Raw genomic sequence first — 18,635 nt, 5'->3', positions numbered from 1 at the left:
CGCTGCATGCTGACCGCCGCCCTGGCCCTGGCCGCCGTGGCGCCCGCCGCGATGGCACAAACCACGCCCGACGAGGGCAAGCAGGCCGTGCGCACCGATGTGTGGGTCGGCTCCGATGCCGATGGCAACGAGGCGCGCAAGCTGGCGCTCGGCTGGGACATCGAACACCGCGACATCGAGCACTGGTGGGGCGTGAAAGTCGAACATGCGCGCTTTTCCGGCCGCGGCTGGCACGAGGGCCAGGACCGCCTCTTCCTGAGCGGCGCCGGCGACGCCGGCAGCCAGTGGCAATGGGAAGGTGACGTGGGCACGAACGGCGACGATCTCATCGGCCGTGCGTCGATCCACAGCCGCGACGCCTATCGCAAGGAATTCTTCATCGAGCGCGACGTCCTGGAAACGCGCAACGGCGTGGCGCAGGGATGGGTGCAGACGTTCGCGGGGGCGGGCGTCGATGTGCCGATGGGCGACCGGTGGTCGGCCAGTGCCGTTGCCGGCGTGCAGGATTTCGACGTGGGCGACAACCTGCGTACGCACCTGCGCGGCAACCTGGTGTTCGCGGTGGCGCCCGAGCAGGGCCTGAGCCTGCAACTGCGCACGCGCTACTACCGCAACAGCGAGCCGCGCGAAGCGGACTACTACTCCCCGCGCTGGTACGGCGAGGCCTTGGGCGTGGTGGGCTGGCGCCGTTACGTCGGCGGCTACCAATACACGGCGCGCGCGGGCTTGGGCCGGCAGCGCAGCGCAGGCGACACCTCCAAGCGTGCGCGCATGATCGAGGTCGGCGTGGAAACGCCGCGCTGGAAGAATGCGTGGCTGCGCCTGGATGCCGGCTATACCGACACCCCCGTGCTGACCGATACCGGTACGGACAGTTATTCGTACCGTTACGCCCGGCTGCAGGCGTTCGTCGCCTTCTGACCGCGATCGCACGCGTTCCGGCCGTCCCGCGGCCGGTTCCGGGCACAAAAAAGCCGGCGCAAGGCCGGCTTTTTCAATTGGTCGGGGAGACAGGATTCGAACCTGCGACCTCTACGTCCCGAACGTAGCGCTCTACCAGACTGAGCTACACCCCGACTGAGCGCGCCATTGTAGTGAAGCCGCCCGGCCGAGGCAAGACGTGGAAGCGGAATTCGCGAACGGTGGGCCGTCGTCGCCAAAAGCTGCGATGGACGGGCCCGGCCACGTAAAATGCGCCGTTCACGAATGCCGGAGTTGCCCGCTTGATCAAGCCCCGTACCCCGCCTGGCGTCATGGAGCTGCTCCCGCGCGAGCAGATCGCGTTCCAGCGTATGCTGGACACCATCCGCCGGAACTACGAGCGCTTCGGCTTCCTGCCGGTGGAAACGCCGGTATTCGAACTGTCCGAGACGCTGCTGACCAAGTCCGGTGGCGAAACCGAGCGGCAGGTGTATTTCGTCCAGTCCACCGGTGCGCTGGCGAAGGAAGGCGAGGGCTTGCCCGAACTGGCGTTGCGCTTCGACCTGACCGTGCCGCTCGCGCGCTACGTGGCCGAACACGAGCATGAGCTCACGTTCCCGTTCCGTCGCTACCAGATCCAGCGCGTCTATCGTGGCGAACGCGCACAGCGCGGCCGCTTCCGCGAGTTCTACCAGTGCGACATCGACGTGATCGGCAAGGACGCGCTCAGCGTGCGCTTCGATGCCGAGATCCTCGCCGTGATCCATGCGGTCTTCAGCGACCTGGGCATCGGCGACTTCACCATCCAGTTGAACAACCGCAAGCTGATGCGCGGCTTCTTCGAGGCGCAGGGCGTCACCGACGGCGAGCAGCAGGCACTGGTCCTGCGCGAAGTCGACAAGCTGGACAAGCGCGGCGCCGACTACGTGCGCGAGACGCTGACCGGTGAAGGCTTCGGTATGTCCGCGGAGGGCGTGGACCGCATCCTCGACTTCGTCGCCATGCGCAGCAGCAGCCACGCTGACGCGTTGGCCAAGCTCGATGCGCTGGGGCAGGGCAGCGAGATCTTCAACCAGGGCATCGCCGAGCTGCGCGAGGTACTGGAACTGGTCAAGGCGCTCGGTGTGCCGGAAGCGGCGTACTGCCTGAACTTCTCGATCGCGCGCGGCCTGGACTACTACACTGGCACCGTCTACGAGACGCAGCTGGACGGCTATCCGCAGATCGGGTCGATCTGTTCGGGCGGCCGCTACGAAGACCTCGCCAGCCACTACACCAAGTCGAAGCTGCCGGGCGTGGGCATTTCGATCGGGTTGACGCGCCTGTTCTGGCAGCTGCGCGAAGCCGGCCTGATCGCCGGCAGCGATGAAAGCAGCGTGCAGGCGATGGTCGCGCTGATGGACGAAGGCGAGCTGGCGGAATCGCTGGATATCGCCCGGCGCCTGCGTGCGGCCGGCATCAACACCGAAGTGCAGATGGAAGGCCGCAAGCTCGCCAAGCAGTTCCAGTACGCCTCGCGTGCGGGCATCCGCTTCGTGGTGTTGGCCGGCGAAGACGAGCGGGCACGCGGCGCGGTGACGGTGAAGGACCTGTTGCGCGAGCAGCAGTTCGAAGTGAAGCGCGAGGAACTGGCCAGCAGCCTGAAGGTAGAGCTGGAACAGGCACGCGCACTGGCGGGGCGCTGACATGAAACCGATCCTGCTGGATGGTGCCTCGCTCACCCGCGACAAGCTGGTCGAGATCGCGTTCGGCGCCAGCGTCGAACTGGACAAGGGCGCGCTGAAGGCGGTCGCGCGCGCGGCCGACTTCCTCGCCGAACAGGTCCGCCGTGAAGAGCCGATCTACGGCGTTTCCACCGGCTTCGGCAGCAATGCCGACAAGCTGCTGGGTGCGCATCCGGTGCGCGACGAACTGCCGGGCGCGACGAAGTCCGGGCGTTCGCTGCATGAAGAGCTGCAGTACAACCTGATCGTCACCCACGCGGTGTGCGTGGGCGAGCCGATGGCGCCGGAGATCGTGCGGGCCATGCTGGGCATCCGCATCAACACGCTGCTGAAAGGGCATTCCGGCATCCGCGTGGAAACCCTGCAGGCCTTGGCTGCGATGCTCAACGCCGGCATCGTGCCGGTCGTGCCGTCGCTGGGCTCGGTGGGTGCATCGGGTGACCTGGCGCCGCTGTCGCACCTGGCCATCGTGCTGCTGGGCGGTGGCGAAGCCTTCCACGAGGGCGAGCGCATGTCGGGCGCGGAGGCGCTGAAGCGCGCCGGCCTGTCGCCGGTATCGCTGTCCTACAAGGAAGGTCTGGCGCTGAACAACGGCACCGCGCAGATGCTCGCCATGGGCGTGCTCGCCACGTACCGCCTGGATCAGTTGCTGGATACGGCGGATCTGGCCGCCGCGATGACGATCGATGCCTTCGCCGGCCGCCTGGGTGCGTTCGCCGAAGAAGTGCACGCGCTGCGCCCGCATCCGGGCCAAGTGCATGTCGCCGCGCGCCTGCGCGAATTGCTGGCCGGCTCGACGCTGGCCGACATTCCCTACCATCTGGTGCCGCGCTTCCGTACCTGGCTGCCCGGCAGCTGGGATACGCCGGAAGCGCAGGCGCTGCGCTTCGACATCGGCTGGGATTGGGTGCCTACGGGGCAACGCCACGGTCGCGAGAAGTTCTACCGGCGTTTCATGCCGTTCCGTGGCGGCAAGAAGCACCAGCCGCAGGACAGTTATTCGCTGCGCTGCATCCCGCAGGTGCACGGTGCCGTGCGCGATGCCGTGGAGCAGGCCAAGCGCGTGCTGGAGATCGAACTCAATTCGGTCACCGACAACCCGCTGGTGTTCCCCGACAAGCAAGCCGAGCATGTCGAAGAGCAGGTGATCTCCGCCGGCCACTTCCACGGCATGCCGCTGGCGCTCGCGATGAGCTACGTGAAAGCCGCCATTCCGACGCTGGCATCCATCTCGGAGCGCCGTCTGAACAAGCTGGTCGATCCTGCGACCAACGACGGCCTGCCTGCCTTCCTGATCGGCAACGAAGACGGTACCGAATCGGGCCACATGATCGTGCAGTACAGCGCCGCCGCCATCGTCAACGACCTGGCCAGCCGCGCGCACCCGGCCAGCGTGTTCTCGGTGCCGACCAGCGCGAACGCGGAAGACCACGTGTCGATGGGCGCCAACGAGGCGCGCCATGTACTGGCGATGGCCCAGGACCTGGGCAAGGTGCTGGCGCTGGAGCTCTACACCGCCGCGCAGGCGCTCGACCTGCGTCGCGACATGATCAACGCGGCGCGCGGGCTGGCGGACCGGACCGACGCCGAAGGCATGGCGGCCAAGGTGGCCGGCGGCCCGGCGCCCGGTGGGGAAGGACGTGATGGCTTCCTCGAGGAAGTGGATGCGTTGCGTGCCGCACTCGCGGCCAGCGAAGCCTTCCATCCGGGCCATGCCGTCGCGGCCGCCCACGCGGCCATCCGCGCGAAGATTCCGTTCCTGGATCGCGATCGCGCGCTCGACGGCGAGGTCGCTACCGCGGTGCGGCTGGTGGAATCGGGCGAAATCCTGTCGGCGGTGCGCAACCGCTGAGTGCACGGCGTGCGGAGCCGCTTCTCAGAGCGTCCGCACGCAGTCACGCCCCTCGGCTTTGGCGGTGTAGAGCGCCTGGTCCGCCACCTGCAGCGCGGATTCCAGGCTGTCGCGGGCTTCCAGGTCGACGCAGTGCACGCCGATGCTGGCGGATACCGCGATCTCCAGTTCGCCGCTGCGGCACGGTTGCGCACGCAGGGCCTGTCGCAACTCCTCGGCCACCACGCTGGCCTCGCCCAGGCCCAGGCCGGGCAGGGCGGCGATGAATTCCTCGCCGCCGAAACGCGCCAGCAACGCGCCGTGCGGGCGCAGCGTCTCGGCCAGCGTGTTCGACGTACAGCGCAGGCAGTCGTCGCCGACCAGGTGGCCGTAGGTATCGTTGATCCGCTTGAAGTGGTCCAGGTCGATCATCAATAGCGAGATCGGCCGCTGCGAATTGCGCGACTGGGACAGCAGATGTTCGAACGCTTCGCGGAAGTGCGTGCGGTTGTAGAGGTCGGTCAGGCCGTCGAGGCGGCTGGATTCGCGTAGCCGGTGGTGCGCGCTTTCCAGTTCGGACATCGCCTGGCGCAGTTCGGCCGTGCGGGTAATGACTTGCTCTTCGAGCTGGTTCTTGGCGTCGCGCACAATGCGTTCGTTCTCGTTGCGCAGCGCGGCGTAGCGGTAGCCCAGCGCCACCGACAGCAGCAGCATTTCCAGCGCCGAGCCGATCTGCACGCCGTACTCGGTCATGAAGGTCTTGGGCAGCAGGCCGAAGGCCAGCGCGACGAAGATGCCGGTGCCCAGCAGGAACATCGCCCAGGCCAGCAGAAACACCTTCGCCGGGCGGTAGCCGCTGCGCACGACCACCAACGTGATCACCGCGATCCACAGGATGCTGGGGAACACCGCCGCCGACGCGATCGGCGTGGCCACGTGATAGGGCAGCTGCGTCGCGGCGATGCCCAGCAGCACGAAGAACGCGATGATGCCCTTGCTGATGCGGTCGCCCAGTCGCCATCGCGTGTTCAAGCCGAGGAAGGTCCGCGAGAACTGCTGCATGCCGATCTGCGCCAGGCAGACCGATAGCGGGACCGATTTGTCGGCGAGCCAGGTGGAGTGCGGCCAGAAGTATTCGAAGCCCAGGCCGTTGAGGGTGAACAGCACCAGGCCGAACGCGGTGATGTGGAACAAATACCAGAAGTAGCTGCCATCGCGCAGCACCAGCCACAGCACCAGGTTGTAGAAGAACAGCGCGACCAGGATGCCGTAGTAGATGCCGATGCCGAGCTGGCCGTCACGCGAGAGTTCGGCGAAGGCGGCAGGCGTGTACAGGAACAACGGCACCTGCATCGAGCTCTGGCTCTGCACCCGTACCAGCAAGTCCACAGGCTGGCCGGTAGGCAGGTCCAGCCAGAAGTTCGGATGCCGATAACGGATGCTGCGATGTTCGAACGGGAAGGTGTCGCCGCCGGTGTGGTGCACCGTGCGACCGTCGGGGTAGCGCGCGTAGATGTCGATGCGGTCGCTCAGCGCGTACTGCTGCACCAGCAACCAGCGCTGTTCGCGGGCATTGGTGTTGGTGACTTCGACATGGAACCAGAACGCGCCGGTCTGGAACCCGAACGAAGCGTCGCCGTTCGGCAACGGGGCAAAGCGGCCGGTGTCGAGCAGGCGGTCGGCTTCTTCCGGCGTTGTGGTGCCGCCGGCGTCGTGGAAGTAGGTGGTGTTGGGCGCGAGCGCGGCATAGCTGGCATCGGTGCCGATGCGGGCCGGACCGGAAGCCGCCGCCGCCATCGGCCACAGCAGCAGCACGAAGAGCCACGCCAGCCAGTGTGGATGGTTCGCCCTGCGATCGCGTCGTCCCTGCATGCCCGTCCCCCCCGGGTAGCCCTTCCGCCGTCCGGCGATGGGGCCGGGCCGACGGTCCGGCGTCCTTGGCAGTGTACTCATCGTCCTTGCCCGCTCCAGCCCATCGACAGTCCCCTGGTGTGGCTATGCCGGAAGTAACGGGAAAACACTGTCATTCCAGACACGCGCCGGGTTGACGGGCCGTGCACCCATGAACTAATGTATTAGCACATTAATACATTAATGCATCGATCCCGCCCATGAAGCGCCGCCCGACCCAGGAAGAGATCGCCGACAACGCTCCGCTGCAGGCGCTTTCCGAAGCCCTGGCCGCGCTGGCGGAGGCGGGCGAGGTGCGCGCCTTCCTGGAGGACCTCTGTACGCCTGCGGAGCTGGAGGCCATGGCCGACCGCTGGCGGGTGGTGCCTCTGCTGCTGAAGGGTGTCCCGTATCGGGAGATCCACGACCTCACCCAGGTCAGCGTGACCACGATCGGCCGCGTCGCCCGCACCCTCGAGCGCGGCGCAGGCGGCTATGCCGCCGCCGTCCACCGCCAGCAGGCGGCGACGGCCACCGCTTCCCACTGAGCCTCCCCATGAGTCCCTCCCTGACCCCCGCGACGCGCGAGCGTCTGCGTATCGCCATCCAGAAAAGCGGACGGCTCGCCGAGCCGGCGCGCACCCTGCTGGCCGCGTGCGGCCTGAGCTGGCGCGAGAGCCGCGACAAGCTCTTTTGCTACGGCGAATCGCTACCGGTCGACCTGCTGCTCGTGCGCGACGACGACATCCCCGGCCTGATCGCCGATGGCGTCTGCGATTTCGGCATCGTCGGCCGCAATGAACTGGACGAACAAGCCGGCGAGCGCACCCTGATCGGCCTGCCGCAGGCCTACCGTGAACTGCGTCCGCTGGGGTTCGGTAGCTGCTGCCTAATGCTGGCGATTCCCGAGAGCTGGGAATGGACCGGTCCCGAGCAATTGCAAGGCCTGCGCATTGCCACCAGCTACCCGTCCGTCCTGCGCCAGTGGCTGCAGGCGCGGGGCATCGATGCCGCGGTGGTCGAGCTGTCCGGTTCGGTGGAGATCGCCCCGAAGCTGGGCACGGCGGACCTCATTTGCGACCTCGTTTCCAGTGGCGCCACGTTGGCGGCGAACCAGTTGAAGCCGGTGGAAACGCTGCTCGACAGCGAAGCCGTCCTGGCCGGCCCCGCACGCGCCTTCGACGACGCCCGTGCAGGCCTGGCCGACATGCTGCTGCGCCGCCTCGACGGCGTGCTGAAACTGAAGGACAGCAAGCTGCTGATGTTCCGTGCCGAACGCGACATCGTGCCGGCGCTGGCGCGTCTGCTGACGGATAGCGATGGCGTGGTCGCGCTGCCGGGCAACGACGAGGGTCCGGTATCGCTGCAGGCCATGTGCCATGGCGCCGTCACCTGGCAACGGCTGGAAGAACTGCAGCGCGCCGGTGCGCAGGGATTGATGGTGCTGTCGGTCGAGAGGTCGCTGGCATGAGCGCATCACCTGCTCCCCGTTACGACTGGACCACGCTCGATGAGGCCGCGCGCGCAGGGTTGCTCGCACGTCCGGTGCAGGCGGTCGCGCAGCGCACGCGCGACGCGGTCGCCGGCCTGCTGGCCGACGTGCGGGCGCGCGGCGATGCGACGCTACGCGAGGTGACCGCCCGTTTCGACGGCGTCGAACTGGCCAGTTTCGCCGTCAGCGACGAGGAATTCGCGGCCGCACATGCCGCCGTATCCACGGACTTGCGCGACGCAATGCGGGAGGCGGCCGGGCGCATCGAGGCCTTCCACAAGGCGGGCATGGCGCAGCCTTATGCGGTGGAAACAGCACCGGGCGTGGTCTGCGAACGCGTCATCCGGCCGATTCCGCGCGTGGGCCTTTACGTGCCCGCCGGTACGGCCCCGCTGCCGTCCACGGCGTTGATGCTGGGCGTGCCGGCGCGGCTGGCAGGTTGTCGCGAGGTTGTGCTGTGCACGCCCCCGCGCAAGGACGGAACGGCCGATCCCGCCGTGCTGGTCGCCGCGCAGATGACCGGCGTACCGCGCGTATTCAAGCTGGGCGGCGCGCAGGCGATCGCCGCGATGGCCTTCGGCACCGACAGCGTGCCGAAGTGCGACAAGTTGTTCGGCCCCGGCAACAGCTACGTCACCGAGGCCAAGCAGCAGGTGGCGCAACGTGGCGCAGCTGCGATCGACATGCCGGCCGGGCCGTCCGAAGTGCTGGTGATCGCCGATGCCGGCGCCGATGCCGCCTTCGTCGCGGCGGATCTGCTGTCGCAGGCCGAGCACGGTCCGGATTCGCAGGTGCTGCTGCTGAGTGACGACGATGCACTGATCGCGCGCGTGCAGAAAGAACTGGCTACGCAGCTCGCCGCGCTGGACCGTGCCGACATCGCGCGCCAGGCCTTGGCTGCGTCGCGGTTGATCAAGGTGGCGAGGCTGGACGAGGCCTTCGCCATCAGCAACCGCTACGCACCCGAGCACTTGATCCTGGCGTTGCGCGAACCGCGCGCGTGGCTCGAACGCGTTGAAGCGGCGGGCTCGGTGTTCCTTGGCGACTACACGCCGGAAGCGTTGGGCGATTACTGCAGCGGCACCAACCACGTGCTGCCGACGGCAGGTGCTGCGCGGGCCTATAGCGGCGTCAGCGTGGCGAGCTTCCAGAACTTCGTCAGCGTGCAGTCGGCCAGCCGTGCCGGCATCGCCGCCATCGGCGCGTGCGCGTTGACGCTGGCGCGGGCGGAAGGCCTGGATGCGCACGCCCATGCCGTTGCGCTGCGACTGAGTGGGGTGGCCGCATGAGTGCGTTGCTCTCGCTGGTACGCCCGGACCTGCGCGACTTCGCCGGTTACAAGTCGGCACGCAGCGAAGCGCTGCGCGGCGAAGTATGGTTGAACGCCAACGAGTCGGCTTGGGCCAATCCCGCCGATGGGGAAGGGCGCAGTCGCCGCTATCCGGATCCGCAGCCACCGGCCCTGCGCTCGCGCCTTGCCGAGCTGTACGGCGTGGCGCCCGCCGCGCTGCTGGTGGGGCGCGGGAGTGATGAAGCCATCGATTTGCTCGTGCGCGCACTGTGCGTACCGGGACAGGACGCGGTCGTGGTGACGCCCCCGGTCTTCGGCATGTACGCAGTGTGCGCGCGCCTGCAGGGTGCGGCCTTGATCGAGGTTCCGCTCGTGGACGCCGCCGCGGGCTTCTCCGCCGACCTGGACGCGATCCGCGACGCGGCACTGACACGGCGCGCGAAGCTGGTCTTCCTGTGCTCACCCTCCAATCCTGCGGGTGCCACCATTCCGCTCGACGGTATCGCGTCGCTCGCCCGTGCATTGGAAGGGAATGCGCTGGTGGTGGTGGACGAGGCTTATGGCGAGTTCGCCGATGGCCCTTCTGCCACGACGCTCCTGCCCACGCAGTCGAACATCGCCGTGCTGCGGACGCTGTCCAAGGCGCATGCACTGGCCGCCGCGCGCATCGGCGTGGTGATCGGCGACGAGGCGCTGATTGCCGTCCTGCAGCGCTGCCAGGCGCCTTACCCGGTGCCAACGCCCTGTGCTGACCTGGCATTGGCGGGACTGTCCGACGCGGCACTGGCGCAGACGCGCGAACGGGTCGCGCTGGTGCGGAGCGAGCGTAGCCGCTTGGCCGAGGCACTGACGCGGACGCCGGGCGTGCGTCGCGTTTATGCATCGCAAGGCAATTACGTGCTGGCGCGCTTCGACGATGCCGAGCGCGCGTTCCGTGCATTGCTGGCCACCGGCGTGGTGGTCCGCGACCAGCGGGCGGCACCGCAACTGGGGGATGCCCTGCGCATCACCGTCGGCTCGCCGGCGCAGAACGACTGCGTGATCGCGGCCCTCGGCGCCCGGGAGCAGGCGGCATGACGCCCATCCTCTTCATCGACCGCGACGGCACCCTCATCGAGGAGCCGGAAGACTTCCAGATCGATGCTTACGAGAAGTTGCGCTTCGTCGCCGGCGTCATCCCCGCGCTGCTGAGACTGCGCGATGCGGGCTACCAGTTCGTGATGGTCAGCAACCAGGACGGCCTGGGCTCGGACCAGTATCCGCGCGCCACGTTCGACGGCCCGCATGCCCTGATGATGCAGGTGTTCGAAAGCCAGGGCATCCGCTTCCGCGACGTCTTGATCGATGAGAGCTGGCCGCATGAGAACAAGCCCACGCGCAAGCCCGGCATCGGTCTGGTCATCCCGTACCTGCAGGACCGCACCATCGACTGGTCGCGCTCGGCGATGGTCGGCGACCGACCCACCGACAACCAGTTCGCCGACAACCTGAAGATCCGTGCGTTCCAGTTGAAGACCGCGCAGTTCGGTGGCGAGTGGGACTGGGCCGGCGTCGCGCACGAACTGGCGGACGCACCGCGTCGCGCCGTCGTCCAGCGCAACACCAAGGAAACGAAGATCCGCGTGGACGTCGACCTGGATCGTGTCGCCGAGCCGGTGGCGGAAACCGGTCTGCCGTTCTTCGACCACATGCTGGAACAGATCGGCAAGCACGGCGGCTTCGCTCTCGAGGTCCGTGCCGATGGCGATCTGCACATCGACGAACACCACACGGTCGAGGACACCGGTCTTGCGCTGGGTCAGGCGCTGAAGGAAGCGTTGGGCGACAAGCGCGGCATCGGTCGCTACGGCTTCACCTTGCCGATGGACGAGACGCTGGCCAGCGCGGCGCTGGACTTCAGCGGCCGGCCTTACTTCGTCTTCGACGGCGAGTTCAAGCGCGAGCGCGTGGGCGATCTACCGACGGAGCTGGTGCCTCATTTCTTCCGTTCGCTATGCGATGCCTCGGGCTTGAACCTCAACCTGAAGGTGCACGGCGACAACGACCACCACAAGGTCGAAGCCAGCTTCAAGGCGCTCGCGCGTGCGTTGCGGCAGGCCATCAAGCGCGAAGGCGCAGAGCTTCCTTCGACCAAGGGTGCGCTCTGATGCGCGTCGTACTCGTCGATGCCGGCGGCTCCAACATTGGCTCGGTGCGTTACGCCCTGCAGCGGCTCGGTGTCGAAGCGGAACTGACCGGCGACGTCGCGGCGATTCGCGCCGCGGACCGGGTCATCCTGCCGGGCGTGGGTGCGGCGGCCGTGTGCATGGCGCGCCTGCGGGAGCTGGAACTGGTCGACACGCTGCGCACGCTGGAATCGCCATTGCTAGGCGTCTGCGTCGGCGTGCAGTTGTTGTTCGCTCACTCGGAAGAAGACGACACGCCGTGCCTCGGCCTGTTGCCGGGCCGGGTCCGCAAGCTGCCGGTGTCGCCCGGCATCCGCGTGCCCCACATGGGCTGGAACACGCTGCAACGGCACCGCGACAGCTCGCTGATGGAAGGCATTGGCGAGGGCGACCACGCCTACTTCGTCCATAGCTACGCGGCGCCGGTCGACGACGACTGCCTGTGCAGCAGCGAGCACGGGGAGCGTTTCGCCGCCGTCGTGCAGCGTGGCCGGGTCGCCGGCGCCCAGTTCCATCCCGAGCGTTCGGCCGGTGTGGGTGCGAGATTGCTCAGGAATTTCATCGAGTACGGATTGCAATGACAGGCTTCACTGTTTATCCCGCCATCGATGTTCGCGATGGCCGCGTGGTGCGCCTGGCGCAGGGCGACTACGCGCGCGAGACCCGCTACGAGGGCTCGCCGTCCGAGGTGGCTGCGCGCTATGCGGCGCAAGGTGCCGAATGGCTGCATCTCGTCGACCTGGACGCCGCGCGCGCGGGCGGTTACACGCTGGAGCCGCTGCTGCAGGAGATTGCGCGCACGACCTCGCTCCGCGTGCAGACGGGCGGCGGTGTCCGGGAACGCGATGACGTGGCGAAGTTGCTCGACGCCGGGGCGCAGCGTGTGGTGATCGGCTCGCTTTCCGTACGCGCGCCTGACACCGTGCTGGCATGGCTCGCCGAGTTCGGCAGCGAGCGCATCACCGTGGCGCTCGACACGCGTCGCGATGACGATGGCGTCTGGCGTCTTCCGGTGCATGGTTGGACGGAAACCGCTGCCGAAACACTGGATGCGCTGGCCACGCGCTATGCCGAAGCCGGCCTGCGTCACCTGCTGTGTACCGATATCGCCCGCGACGGCATGCTGACCGGACCGAACCTGGACTTGTATGCGTATCTGCGCGGCGTCGTGCCTGCGCTGGCCGTACAGGCCTCCGGTGGCGTGAGCACCATCGTCGACGTCAGTGGAGCGCGCAAAGCCGGCTGCGCAGGCATCGTGCTGGGTCGGGCGCTGCTCGAAGGACGCTTCGCGCTGCCGGAAGCGCTCGCATGCTGAGCCGGCGCATCATCCCGTGCCTCGACGTCCGCGAGGGCCGTGTCGTCAAGGGGGTGAAGTTCCGCGACCACGTCGACATGGGCGACATCGCTGAATTGGCGCTGCGGTATCGCGACGAAGGCGCCGACGAATTGGTCTTCTACGACATCGCCGCCAGTCCGGAAGGCCGCTCCGTCGACTACGCGTGGATCGAACGTGTATCGCGGCTGCTGGACATTCCTTTCTGCGTGGCGGGCGGCATCCGCGACGTGGAGACGGCGCGCCGCGTGCTGTACAGCGGAGCCGACAAGGTCTCGGTCAATACACCGGCGCTGGAACGGCCAGTGCTGATCGGCGAACTGGCGCAGGCGTTCGGCGTGCAATGCGTGGTGGTCGGTGTGGATTCCATCCTGGAAGCCGATGGCGAATGGCGCGTGCGCCGCTACACCGGCGATCCGTCGAAGATGCGGGGCGCCGGCTTGCGTACGCTGGACTGGGTGGTGCAGGCCCAACGTCTGGGCGCCGGCGAGATCGTGCTGAACTGCATGGACCAGGACGGCGTGCGGCGGGGTTATGACTTGGCGCAGTTGCAGGCGGTCCGTGCGATCTGCGAGGTTCCGCTCATTGCCTCGGGGGGTGCCGGCGAGGTGGAGCATTTCAGCGATGTATTCCGGCGCGCGGACGTGGACGGGGCCTTGGCCGCGAGTGTCTTCCACAGCGGGCACATCGCGATCCCCGCGTTGAAACAGGTATTGGACGGGCAGGGCATCGAGGTGCGACGTGGCAACTGAATCCGGTGAGCAAGCGATCGATCCTGCACGGCTGGACTGGGCCAAGGGCGATGGGTTGTTGCCCGCCATCGTCCAGGACGCGGCGACGCTCCGCGTGCTGATGCTGGGCTACATGAATCGCGATGCGTTGGACGCGACGCTGGCCAGTCGCCGGGTGACGTTCTTCAGCCGCAGCAAGCAACGCCTGTGGACCAAGGGCGAGAGTTCGGGCCACGTGCTGGAGCTGGTGTCGGTGGACGTCGACTGCGACGACGACAGCCTGCTGGTGCTCGCGCACCCACGCGGACCGACCTGCCACCTGCAGCGGGCCAGTTGTTTCCCGGACGCGCCCAGTGCGTTCCTCGCCGAGCTCGATACGGTGATCGCACGACGCGAGCGCGAGCGACCGACCGACAGCTACACCACGCGCCTGTTCGATGCCGGTGTGCGCCGCATTGCGCAGAAAGTCGGCGAGGAGGGCGTGGAGACCGCGCTCGCGGCGGTCGCCCAGGACGATGCCGCACTCCTCGGCGAGGGCGCCGACCTGCTGTACCACCTGATCGTCCTGCTGCGCGCGCGGGGTCTCTCCCTCGACGATGCGGTCGCTGTGCTCGCCCAGCGCCACGCACGCTGACCGCATCGGCCACCTCGGGTCATAATCCGGCGGTCGCCCCCGCTGGAGTCGCCGTGCGCGCTTCGCTGACTGCCGTCCTCCTGGTCTGCCTCGCCCTACCTGCCCACGCGTTGCCGCCGCCCTGCAGCTGGGGGCAGGTGTTCGAGGACCGCAACGGCAATGGCATCCGCGATAACGGCGAACCGGGCCTGCCGGGCGTCAAGGTGTCCAACGGCATCGATATCGCCACCAGTAACGCGCAGGGCGAGTACACCCTCGACTACGTGGACGGCCGCACCATGTTCGTCATCAAGCCGCCCGGCTACGAGCTTGCGGTACGACGGGATGGCTTGCCGGCCCGTTGGCGGAACCTGCAGTACCACACCGCGCCCGCGCTCAAGTACGGCGGCATCCCGCAGCGCCAGCCGGACTGCACCCATTTCGCGCTGAGGCCGAAGCCGGCAGTACAGAGCGACCTCGACGTGCTGCTGTTCGCCGACAGCCAGACGTCCTCGGTGAAGGACGTGGATTACTACTGGCGCGACATCGTGCAGCCGCTCGTCGGCAAGCACGGCGCTGCGCTCGGGCTGACGCTGGGCGATGTGACCAATGACGATCTGTCCCTGTATCCGGAGATCCTTCGCACGACGATGAGCCTGCAGGTGCCGTGGCTTTTCATCCCCGGCAACCATGACCTCGATGTCGATGCGGCCAACGATGAAGAATCGTTGCGTACTTTCCGTCATCACCTGGGGCCGGATACGTTCGCTTGGGAAGAGGAAGCCGCGACGTTCATCGGCCTGGATGACGTGATCTACCAGCCGGGCAAGTCGCCGGCCTACTTCGGCGGGCTGCGCGAAGACCAGTTCGCCTTCCTACAGGCCTACCTGCCCACGGTGCGGAAGGACCGCCTGCTGGTGATCGGCGCGCATATCCCCTTTTATGAGCCCGGTGCGCGTGGCTTCCGTGCGGTGGATCGGGAACGCCTGTTCGCGATGCTGAAGGACTTCCCGCACGTGCTGCTGCTCAGCGGCCATACGCACACGCAGCGTCACTGGTATCACGATGCCTCCACCGGCTGGCATGGCCTCCAGCGGTTGCATGAGTACAACGTCGGTGCCGCGTGCGGTGCCTACTGGTCGGGCGTCAAGGATGCCGAGGGCATCCCTGACACGACCATGGCCGATGGCACGCCCAACGGCTACGCCAGGCTGCGCGTGCGTGCAGGCGGCGACTATGCGCTGTCCTGGCATTCCGCCCGCAGCGAGAACGACAGCGGCATCGGACTGCACGCACCGCGCGTGCTGCGGAAAGGCGCGTACCCCGCGTGGGGTGTGTTTGCTAATGTCTACATGGGCGATACCGAGACGCGCGTGGAGTACCGCGTCGATGAGGGCGCGTGGAAGCCGATGAAACGCGTCGAACAGCCCGATCCGCGCTTGCTGGCGGAGAACATGCGCGACGACGTGGCCGACGCGCTACGCGGCTACGACCGCTCGCCCGAAGCCGAAGCGTCCCAGCACCTGTGGCGGGGCGCGCTGCCCACCGACCTGGACGTAGGCGACCATGCCGTCGAGGTGCGCGTGTTCGACCGCTGGCGTGGTGAGCAGTCGGCGAGGACGTCCTATCGGTTGCAGATCGGGGAGCCTTGATCGTGACGACCGCGGAACTTCCCATCGAACACTTCGCGGATGCGTCCGCGTGGGAGCGCTGGCTGGAGCGCCATCCGGCCTCCACGGGCGTCTGGCTGAAGATCGCAAAGAAGGAGTCGGGCATCGCCTCGGTCAGCTATGCCGAAGCACTCGATGTGGCGCTGTGCCACGGATGGATCGACGGTCAGAAGAAGGGGTTCGACGCGCAGTTCTTCCTGCAGCGCTTCACGCCGCGGCGCGCGCGCAGCACCTGGTCGAAGATCAACGTCGCCAAGATCGAAACCCTGGTGGCAGCGGGGCGGATGCGGCCTGCGGGGCAACGCGAGGTCGATGCGGCCAAGGCCGACGGGCGCTGGGAGGCGGCCTACGATGGCGCCAAGTCGATGGAGGTGCCGGTGGAACTCGCGAAGGCGCTGGCGAAGAACCGCAAGGCCAAGGCGTTCTTCGACGCGCTCGACAAGACCAACCGGTACGCGGTGTGCTGGCGCGTGCAGACGGCGGTGAAGCCGGAGACCCGCCTGGCGCGGATCGAAAAGCTGGTCGCCATGCTCGCGCGCGGCGAGAAGATCCACGGCGCCTGAAACGGAAACGCCTCCCGAAGGAGGCGTCCTGGAACCTGGCGGGCGAGCGGAGGCTGGCGTGCGAGGCTGACGTGGCTGGCTGGCGAAGGCTGGCGGGCGACGTGGCGCGCAGTCTAGGCAAATCGCACGACGCGTGTAGAAACGCGAATCGCTCTCATCGAGCAGCGCGGCTGGATCGCACGCTGAGCCACGCGCCTATCAGCAGCAGCGCGATCGCGACGGCCTGGATCCAATGCGGCTCCGCACGACCCGAGACGACCAACAGCAGCGTCGACAACAAGGGCGCGAGATAGGAGAGGCTGCCCAGCAAGGCGATATCACCGCGCTTGGTGCCGTGATCCCAGAGCCAGAACGCGGCGCCTACGGGGCCGATGCCCATCACGACCAACACGATCCACTGCGTGGCATCCGGGACGACGGTGCGCTCGAACAACAGATGCGCAATGCCGCCCAGGATCGCGACGCCGGCACAGGCCACCGTGATGGCAGCGGTCGGGACGTCGGCGAAGCGCCGGTTGAGGACGGAGTAGGCCGCCCAGATCACCGCGGCACTGAGCGCGGCGACGTATCCGGGCACGTGCGCAGGATCGACCTGCAGCCCGCGGCCGCGCGTCACCAGCAGGACGGCGGCGATCAGGCCGAGCAGCGTGCCCGCCCACTGCCCGCCGCGCACCGCGACGCCGCCGAGCAGCCCGGCGAAGACCACGATCAACAGCGGCCACATATAGTTCAGCAGGTTCGCTTCGACAGCGGGCGCGCGCTTCAATGCGATGAAGTAGAGCGCGTGGTAACCGAACAGGGCCAGCGTGGACAGCGCCAGGGCCGCCCAGGGCTGGCGTAGTTCACGCCAACCAGATCTCCCTCGAAGCGCCGCACGTGCGAGCCCGAGGAGCGCGGCCACGCCGAAGCTGATCGCCAAGACCTGGAAGGGCGGCAGCGTACCGGTCGCCGTGGTGAGCACCGCCAGCGAAGCCCACAGCAGGATGGCCGCCAACCCGATCAGTGTGGCCGTGCGTTGCGATGCCATGCGGGGATTCAGTGCGGAAGTTCGATCGCGTCGAACGTGGTGGCGCGCAGGTGGCCGTGCACCGCGTCGCCTTCGCGTGGCACGGGATAGTCGTCCAGTCGGTCGATCAGGCGTGTCTGCAATCCGGCCTCGCGCGCGGCATCCAGCTCTTCGACCACATCGGACAGGAACAGGATCTTTTCCGCCGGCACGTCGATGCGCTCGGCGATCACGCGATAGCTGCCGGCTTCGCGCTTGCCGCCGACTTCGGTATCGAACCAGCCCGAGAACATCGGCGTCAGGTCGCCCGCGTCGGTGTGCCCGAAGAGCAGCTTCTGCGCCGGCACCGAGCCGGACGAGTACACGTACAGCGGATAACCCTGGTCGTACCACGCACGCAGGGCGGGCGCGGTGTCGGGATACACATGCGCCGTGAAATCGGCATCGCGGTAGCCCGCCTCCCAGATCAGTCCCTGCAGCGCCTTCAGCGCGGTGTGCTTGCGGTCCTGGTCGATCCAGCCCTGCAGCGTCTCCACGATGACGTCATCGCTGCAGATGCTGCCGTGCTCGGTGGCCACCACGTCCAGCCAGCGGCGGACCTCCGGTTCATCGCCGTGCTCACGGACGAACCCGGGCAGGGCGCGGCGTGCATAAGGGAACAGCACGTCCTTGACGAACGAGATGCTGCTGGTCGTGCCTTCGATGTCGGTGAGGATGGCGGAAACGGGCATGGTGCTTGGTCGTGAGTGTCGGTGAGCGGGAATCAATGGCCCTGGGTCAGGCCTTCATAGCGCGGGAAATCCTGCGCGATGGTGGTGCCGGTAAAATGACCGACCCAGCCATCCGGCTCGGTGAAGAAGCGGATCGCAACGAAGCGCGGTTCCGGGCCCATGTCGAACCAGTGCAGCGTGCTATCCGGTACACCGATCAGGTCGTCCTGCACGCACTCGATCTCGTAGACCTTGCCGTCCACGTGCAGCGTGAACAGGCCGGAACCCGCCACGAAGAAGCGCACTTCGTCTTCCTTGTGGTAATGCTCATCGAGGAACTTCGCGCGCATCGCCTCGCGCTGCGGGTTGTCCGGCGCGATGCTGACCACGTCGACGGTCTTGAAGCCGCGTTCGGCGACCAGGCGGTCGATGTCGGCGCGGTAGGCGTCCATCACGTCCTCGGGCGAGGCGCCCGGTTCGATGGCCTTGGTGGCCTTCCAGCGCTCGAAGGTCACGCCGATCTTCTTCAGCTCGGTGGCGATGAAGTCGGGATCGTAGCTGGCGAACTCCGGGGTGGCCGGGTCGGATTCCTTGAAGATGCGCAGGCGGCTCATGGCGATGGCGTGAGGCGGCGAGGGGGACGCTAGGGTAGCAAACCCGGTCCCCACGCCCTGTTGCGGAAACGGAACGCTGCG

Annotated in this window: 18 protein-coding genes and 1 tRNA gene; 14 read left to right on the top strand and 5 right to left on the bottom strand. The window is 67.5% G+C overall.

What is annotated here, in order from left to right:
- Positions 1-6: 6 nt before the first annotated feature.
- Positions 7-921, top strand: a complete 915-nt coding sequence (locus BM365_RS03015) for a hypothetical protein (protein ID WP_139227295.1) — start codon at positions 7-9, stop codon at positions 919-921.
- 78 nt (positions 922-999) lie between these two features.
- Here the strand turns inward: BM365_RS03015 and BM365_RS03010 are convergent.
- Positions 1,000-1,076 (bottom strand) — tRNA-Pro (locus BM365_RS03010).
- A gap of 147 nt (positions 1,077-1,223) precedes the next feature.
- On the opposite strand from BM365_RS03010, the gene hisS reads away from it, so the two are divergent.
- Together hisS and BM365_RS03000 are read left to right on the top strand one after the other, a co-directional pair.
- Positions 1,224-2,606 (top strand): histidine--tRNA ligase, encoded by a 1,383-nt coding sequence (hisS, locus tag BM365_RS03005; protein ID WP_093486475.1) that lies wholly within the window; start codon positions 1,224-1,226, stop codon positions 2,604-2,606.
- A 1-nt stretch (position 2,607) separates the two neighbouring features.
- A complete protein-coding gene (locus tag BM365_RS03000) occupies positions 2,608-4,497 on the top strand; it encodes an HAL/PAL/TAL family ammonia-lyase (RefSeq protein WP_093486473.1) in 1,890 nt (629 codons plus the stop codon).
- A 24-nt stretch (positions 4,498-4,521) separates the two neighbouring features.
- Here the strand turns inward: BM365_RS03000 and BM365_RS02995 are convergent, their stop codons facing one another.
- A complete protein-coding gene (locus tag BM365_RS02995; RefSeq protein WP_158253456.1) occupies positions 4,522-6,348 on the bottom strand; it encodes a sensor domain-containing diguanylate cyclase in 1,827 nt (608 codons plus the stop codon).
- Between the two features lie 239 nt (positions 6,349-6,587).
- Here BM365_RS02995 and BM365_RS02990 point away from each other — a divergent pair, with 239 nt between their 5' ends.
- From BM365_RS02990 to BM365_RS02940, 11 genes are read left to right on the top strand one after another with little or no spacing between them, the layout of a single operon-like run.
- Complete coding sequence (locus BM365_RS02990) at positions 6,588-6,914, top strand: YerC/YecD family TrpR-related protein (RefSeq protein WP_093486469.1); 327 nt, start codon at positions 6,588-6,590, stop codon at positions 6,912-6,914.
- 8 nt (positions 6,915-6,922) lie between these two features.
- Positions 6,923-7,837 carry an ATP phosphoribosyltransferase gene (hisG, locus tag BM365_RS02985; RefSeq protein ID WP_093486467.1) on the top strand — a complete coding sequence of 305 codons (915 nt, stop codon included), beginning with the start codon at positions 6,923-6,925 and terminating at the stop codon, positions 7,835-7,837.
- Positions 7,834-9,147, top strand: coding sequence for a histidinol dehydrogenase (gene hisD / locus BM365_RS02980; RefSeq protein ID WP_093486465.1), 1,314 nt, complete (start codon positions 7,834-7,836; stop codon positions 9,145-9,147). Before hisG ends, hisD begins: the two co-directional genes overlap by 4 nt.
- Entirely contained in the window at positions 9,144-10,226 is a 1,083-nt protein-coding gene (hisC, locus tag BM365_RS02975; protein WP_093486463.1) for a histidinol-phosphate transaminase, read from the top strand. The genes hisD and hisC overlap by 4 nt, the downstream gene beginning before the upstream one ends.
- The gene (gene hisB / locus BM365_RS02970; protein ID WP_093486461.1) at positions 10,223-11,296 is read left to right on the top strand and encodes a bifunctional histidinol-phosphatase/imidazoleglycerol-phosphate dehydratase HisB; all 1,074 of its coding nucleotides are present in this window, start codon (positions 10,223-10,225) and stop codon (positions 11,294-11,296) included. Before hisC ends, hisB begins: the two co-directional genes overlap by 4 nt.
- Positions 11,296-11,895 (top strand): imidazole glycerol phosphate synthase subunit HisH, encoded by a 600-nt coding sequence (gene hisH / locus BM365_RS02965; protein WP_175502032.1) that lies wholly within the window; start codon positions 11,296-11,298, stop codon positions 11,893-11,895. The genes hisB and hisH overlap by 1 nt, the downstream gene beginning before the upstream one ends.
- A complete protein-coding gene (hisA, locus tag BM365_RS02960) occupies positions 11,892-12,629 on the top strand; it encodes a 1-(5-phosphoribosyl)-5-[(5-phosphoribosylamino)methylideneamino]imidazole-4-carboxamide isomerase (RefSeq protein ID WP_093486459.1) in 738 nt (245 codons plus the stop codon). The genes hisH and hisA overlap by 4 nt, the downstream gene beginning before the upstream one ends.
- Positions 12,623-13,399 carry an imidazole glycerol phosphate synthase subunit HisF gene (gene hisF, locus BM365_RS02955; protein ID WP_093486457.1) on the top strand — a complete coding sequence of 259 codons (777 nt, stop codon included), beginning with the start codon at positions 12,623-12,625 and terminating at the stop codon, positions 13,397-13,399. The genes hisA and hisF overlap by 7 nt, the downstream gene beginning before the upstream one ends.
- Complete coding sequence (hisIE, locus tag BM365_RS02950) at positions 13,389-14,012, top strand: bifunctional phosphoribosyl-AMP cyclohydrolase/phosphoribosyl-ATP diphosphatase HisIE (protein WP_093486455.1); 624 nt, start codon at positions 13,389-13,391, stop codon at positions 14,010-14,012. Before hisF ends, hisIE begins: the two co-directional genes overlap by 11 nt.
- Positions 14,013-14,065: 53 nt before the next feature.
- The gene (locus tag BM365_RS02945) at positions 14,066-15,643 is read left to right on the top strand and encodes a calcineurin-like phosphoesterase C-terminal domain-containing protein (RefSeq protein ID WP_093486453.1); all 1,578 of its coding nucleotides are present in this window, start codon (positions 14,066-14,068) and stop codon (positions 15,641-15,643) included.
- 2 nt (positions 15,644-15,645) lie between these two features.
- A complete protein-coding gene (locus BM365_RS02940) occupies positions 15,646-16,224 on the top strand; it encodes a YdeI/OmpD-associated family protein (RefSeq protein ID WP_199186224.1) in 579 nt (192 codons plus the stop codon).
- A 154-nt stretch (positions 16,225-16,378) separates the two neighbouring features.
- On the opposite strand, the gene BM365_RS02935 is transcribed toward BM365_RS02940, so the two are convergent.
- The 3 genes from BM365_RS02935 to BM365_RS02925 are packed head-to-tail and all read right to left on the bottom strand — an operon-like array spanning position 16,379 to position 18,554.
- The gene (locus BM365_RS02935; protein ID WP_093486449.1) at positions 16,379-17,251 is read right to left on the bottom strand and encodes an aromatic amino acid exporter YddG; all 873 of its coding nucleotides are present in this window, start codon (positions 17,249-17,251) and stop codon (positions 16,379-16,381) included.
- An 8-nt stretch (positions 17,252-17,259) separates the two neighbouring features.
- Complete coding sequence (gene mtnC / locus BM365_RS02930) at positions 17,260-17,961, bottom strand: acireductone synthase (RefSeq protein WP_093486447.1); 702 nt, start codon at positions 17,959-17,961, stop codon at positions 17,260-17,262.
- Between the two features lie 32 nt (positions 17,962-17,993).
- Positions 17,994-18,554: a 1,2-dihydroxy-3-keto-5-methylthiopentene dioxygenase gene (locus BM365_RS02925; protein ID WP_093486445.1), complete on the bottom strand. Its 561-nt coding sequence runs from the start codon at positions 18,552-18,554 to the stop codon at positions 17,994-17,996.
- Positions 18,555-18,635 lie beyond the last annotated feature (81 nt).

This window comes from Pseudoxanthomonas sp. YR558 (assembly GCF_900116385.1).
In the GTDB taxonomy this organism is placed as follows: Bacteria; Pseudomonadota; Gammaproteobacteria; order Xanthomonadales; family Xanthomonadaceae; genus Pseudoxanthomonas_A.
The sequence above is the reverse complement of the archived record's forward strand: the minus strand, read 5'-3'. Positions and strand labels throughout refer to the sequence as shown.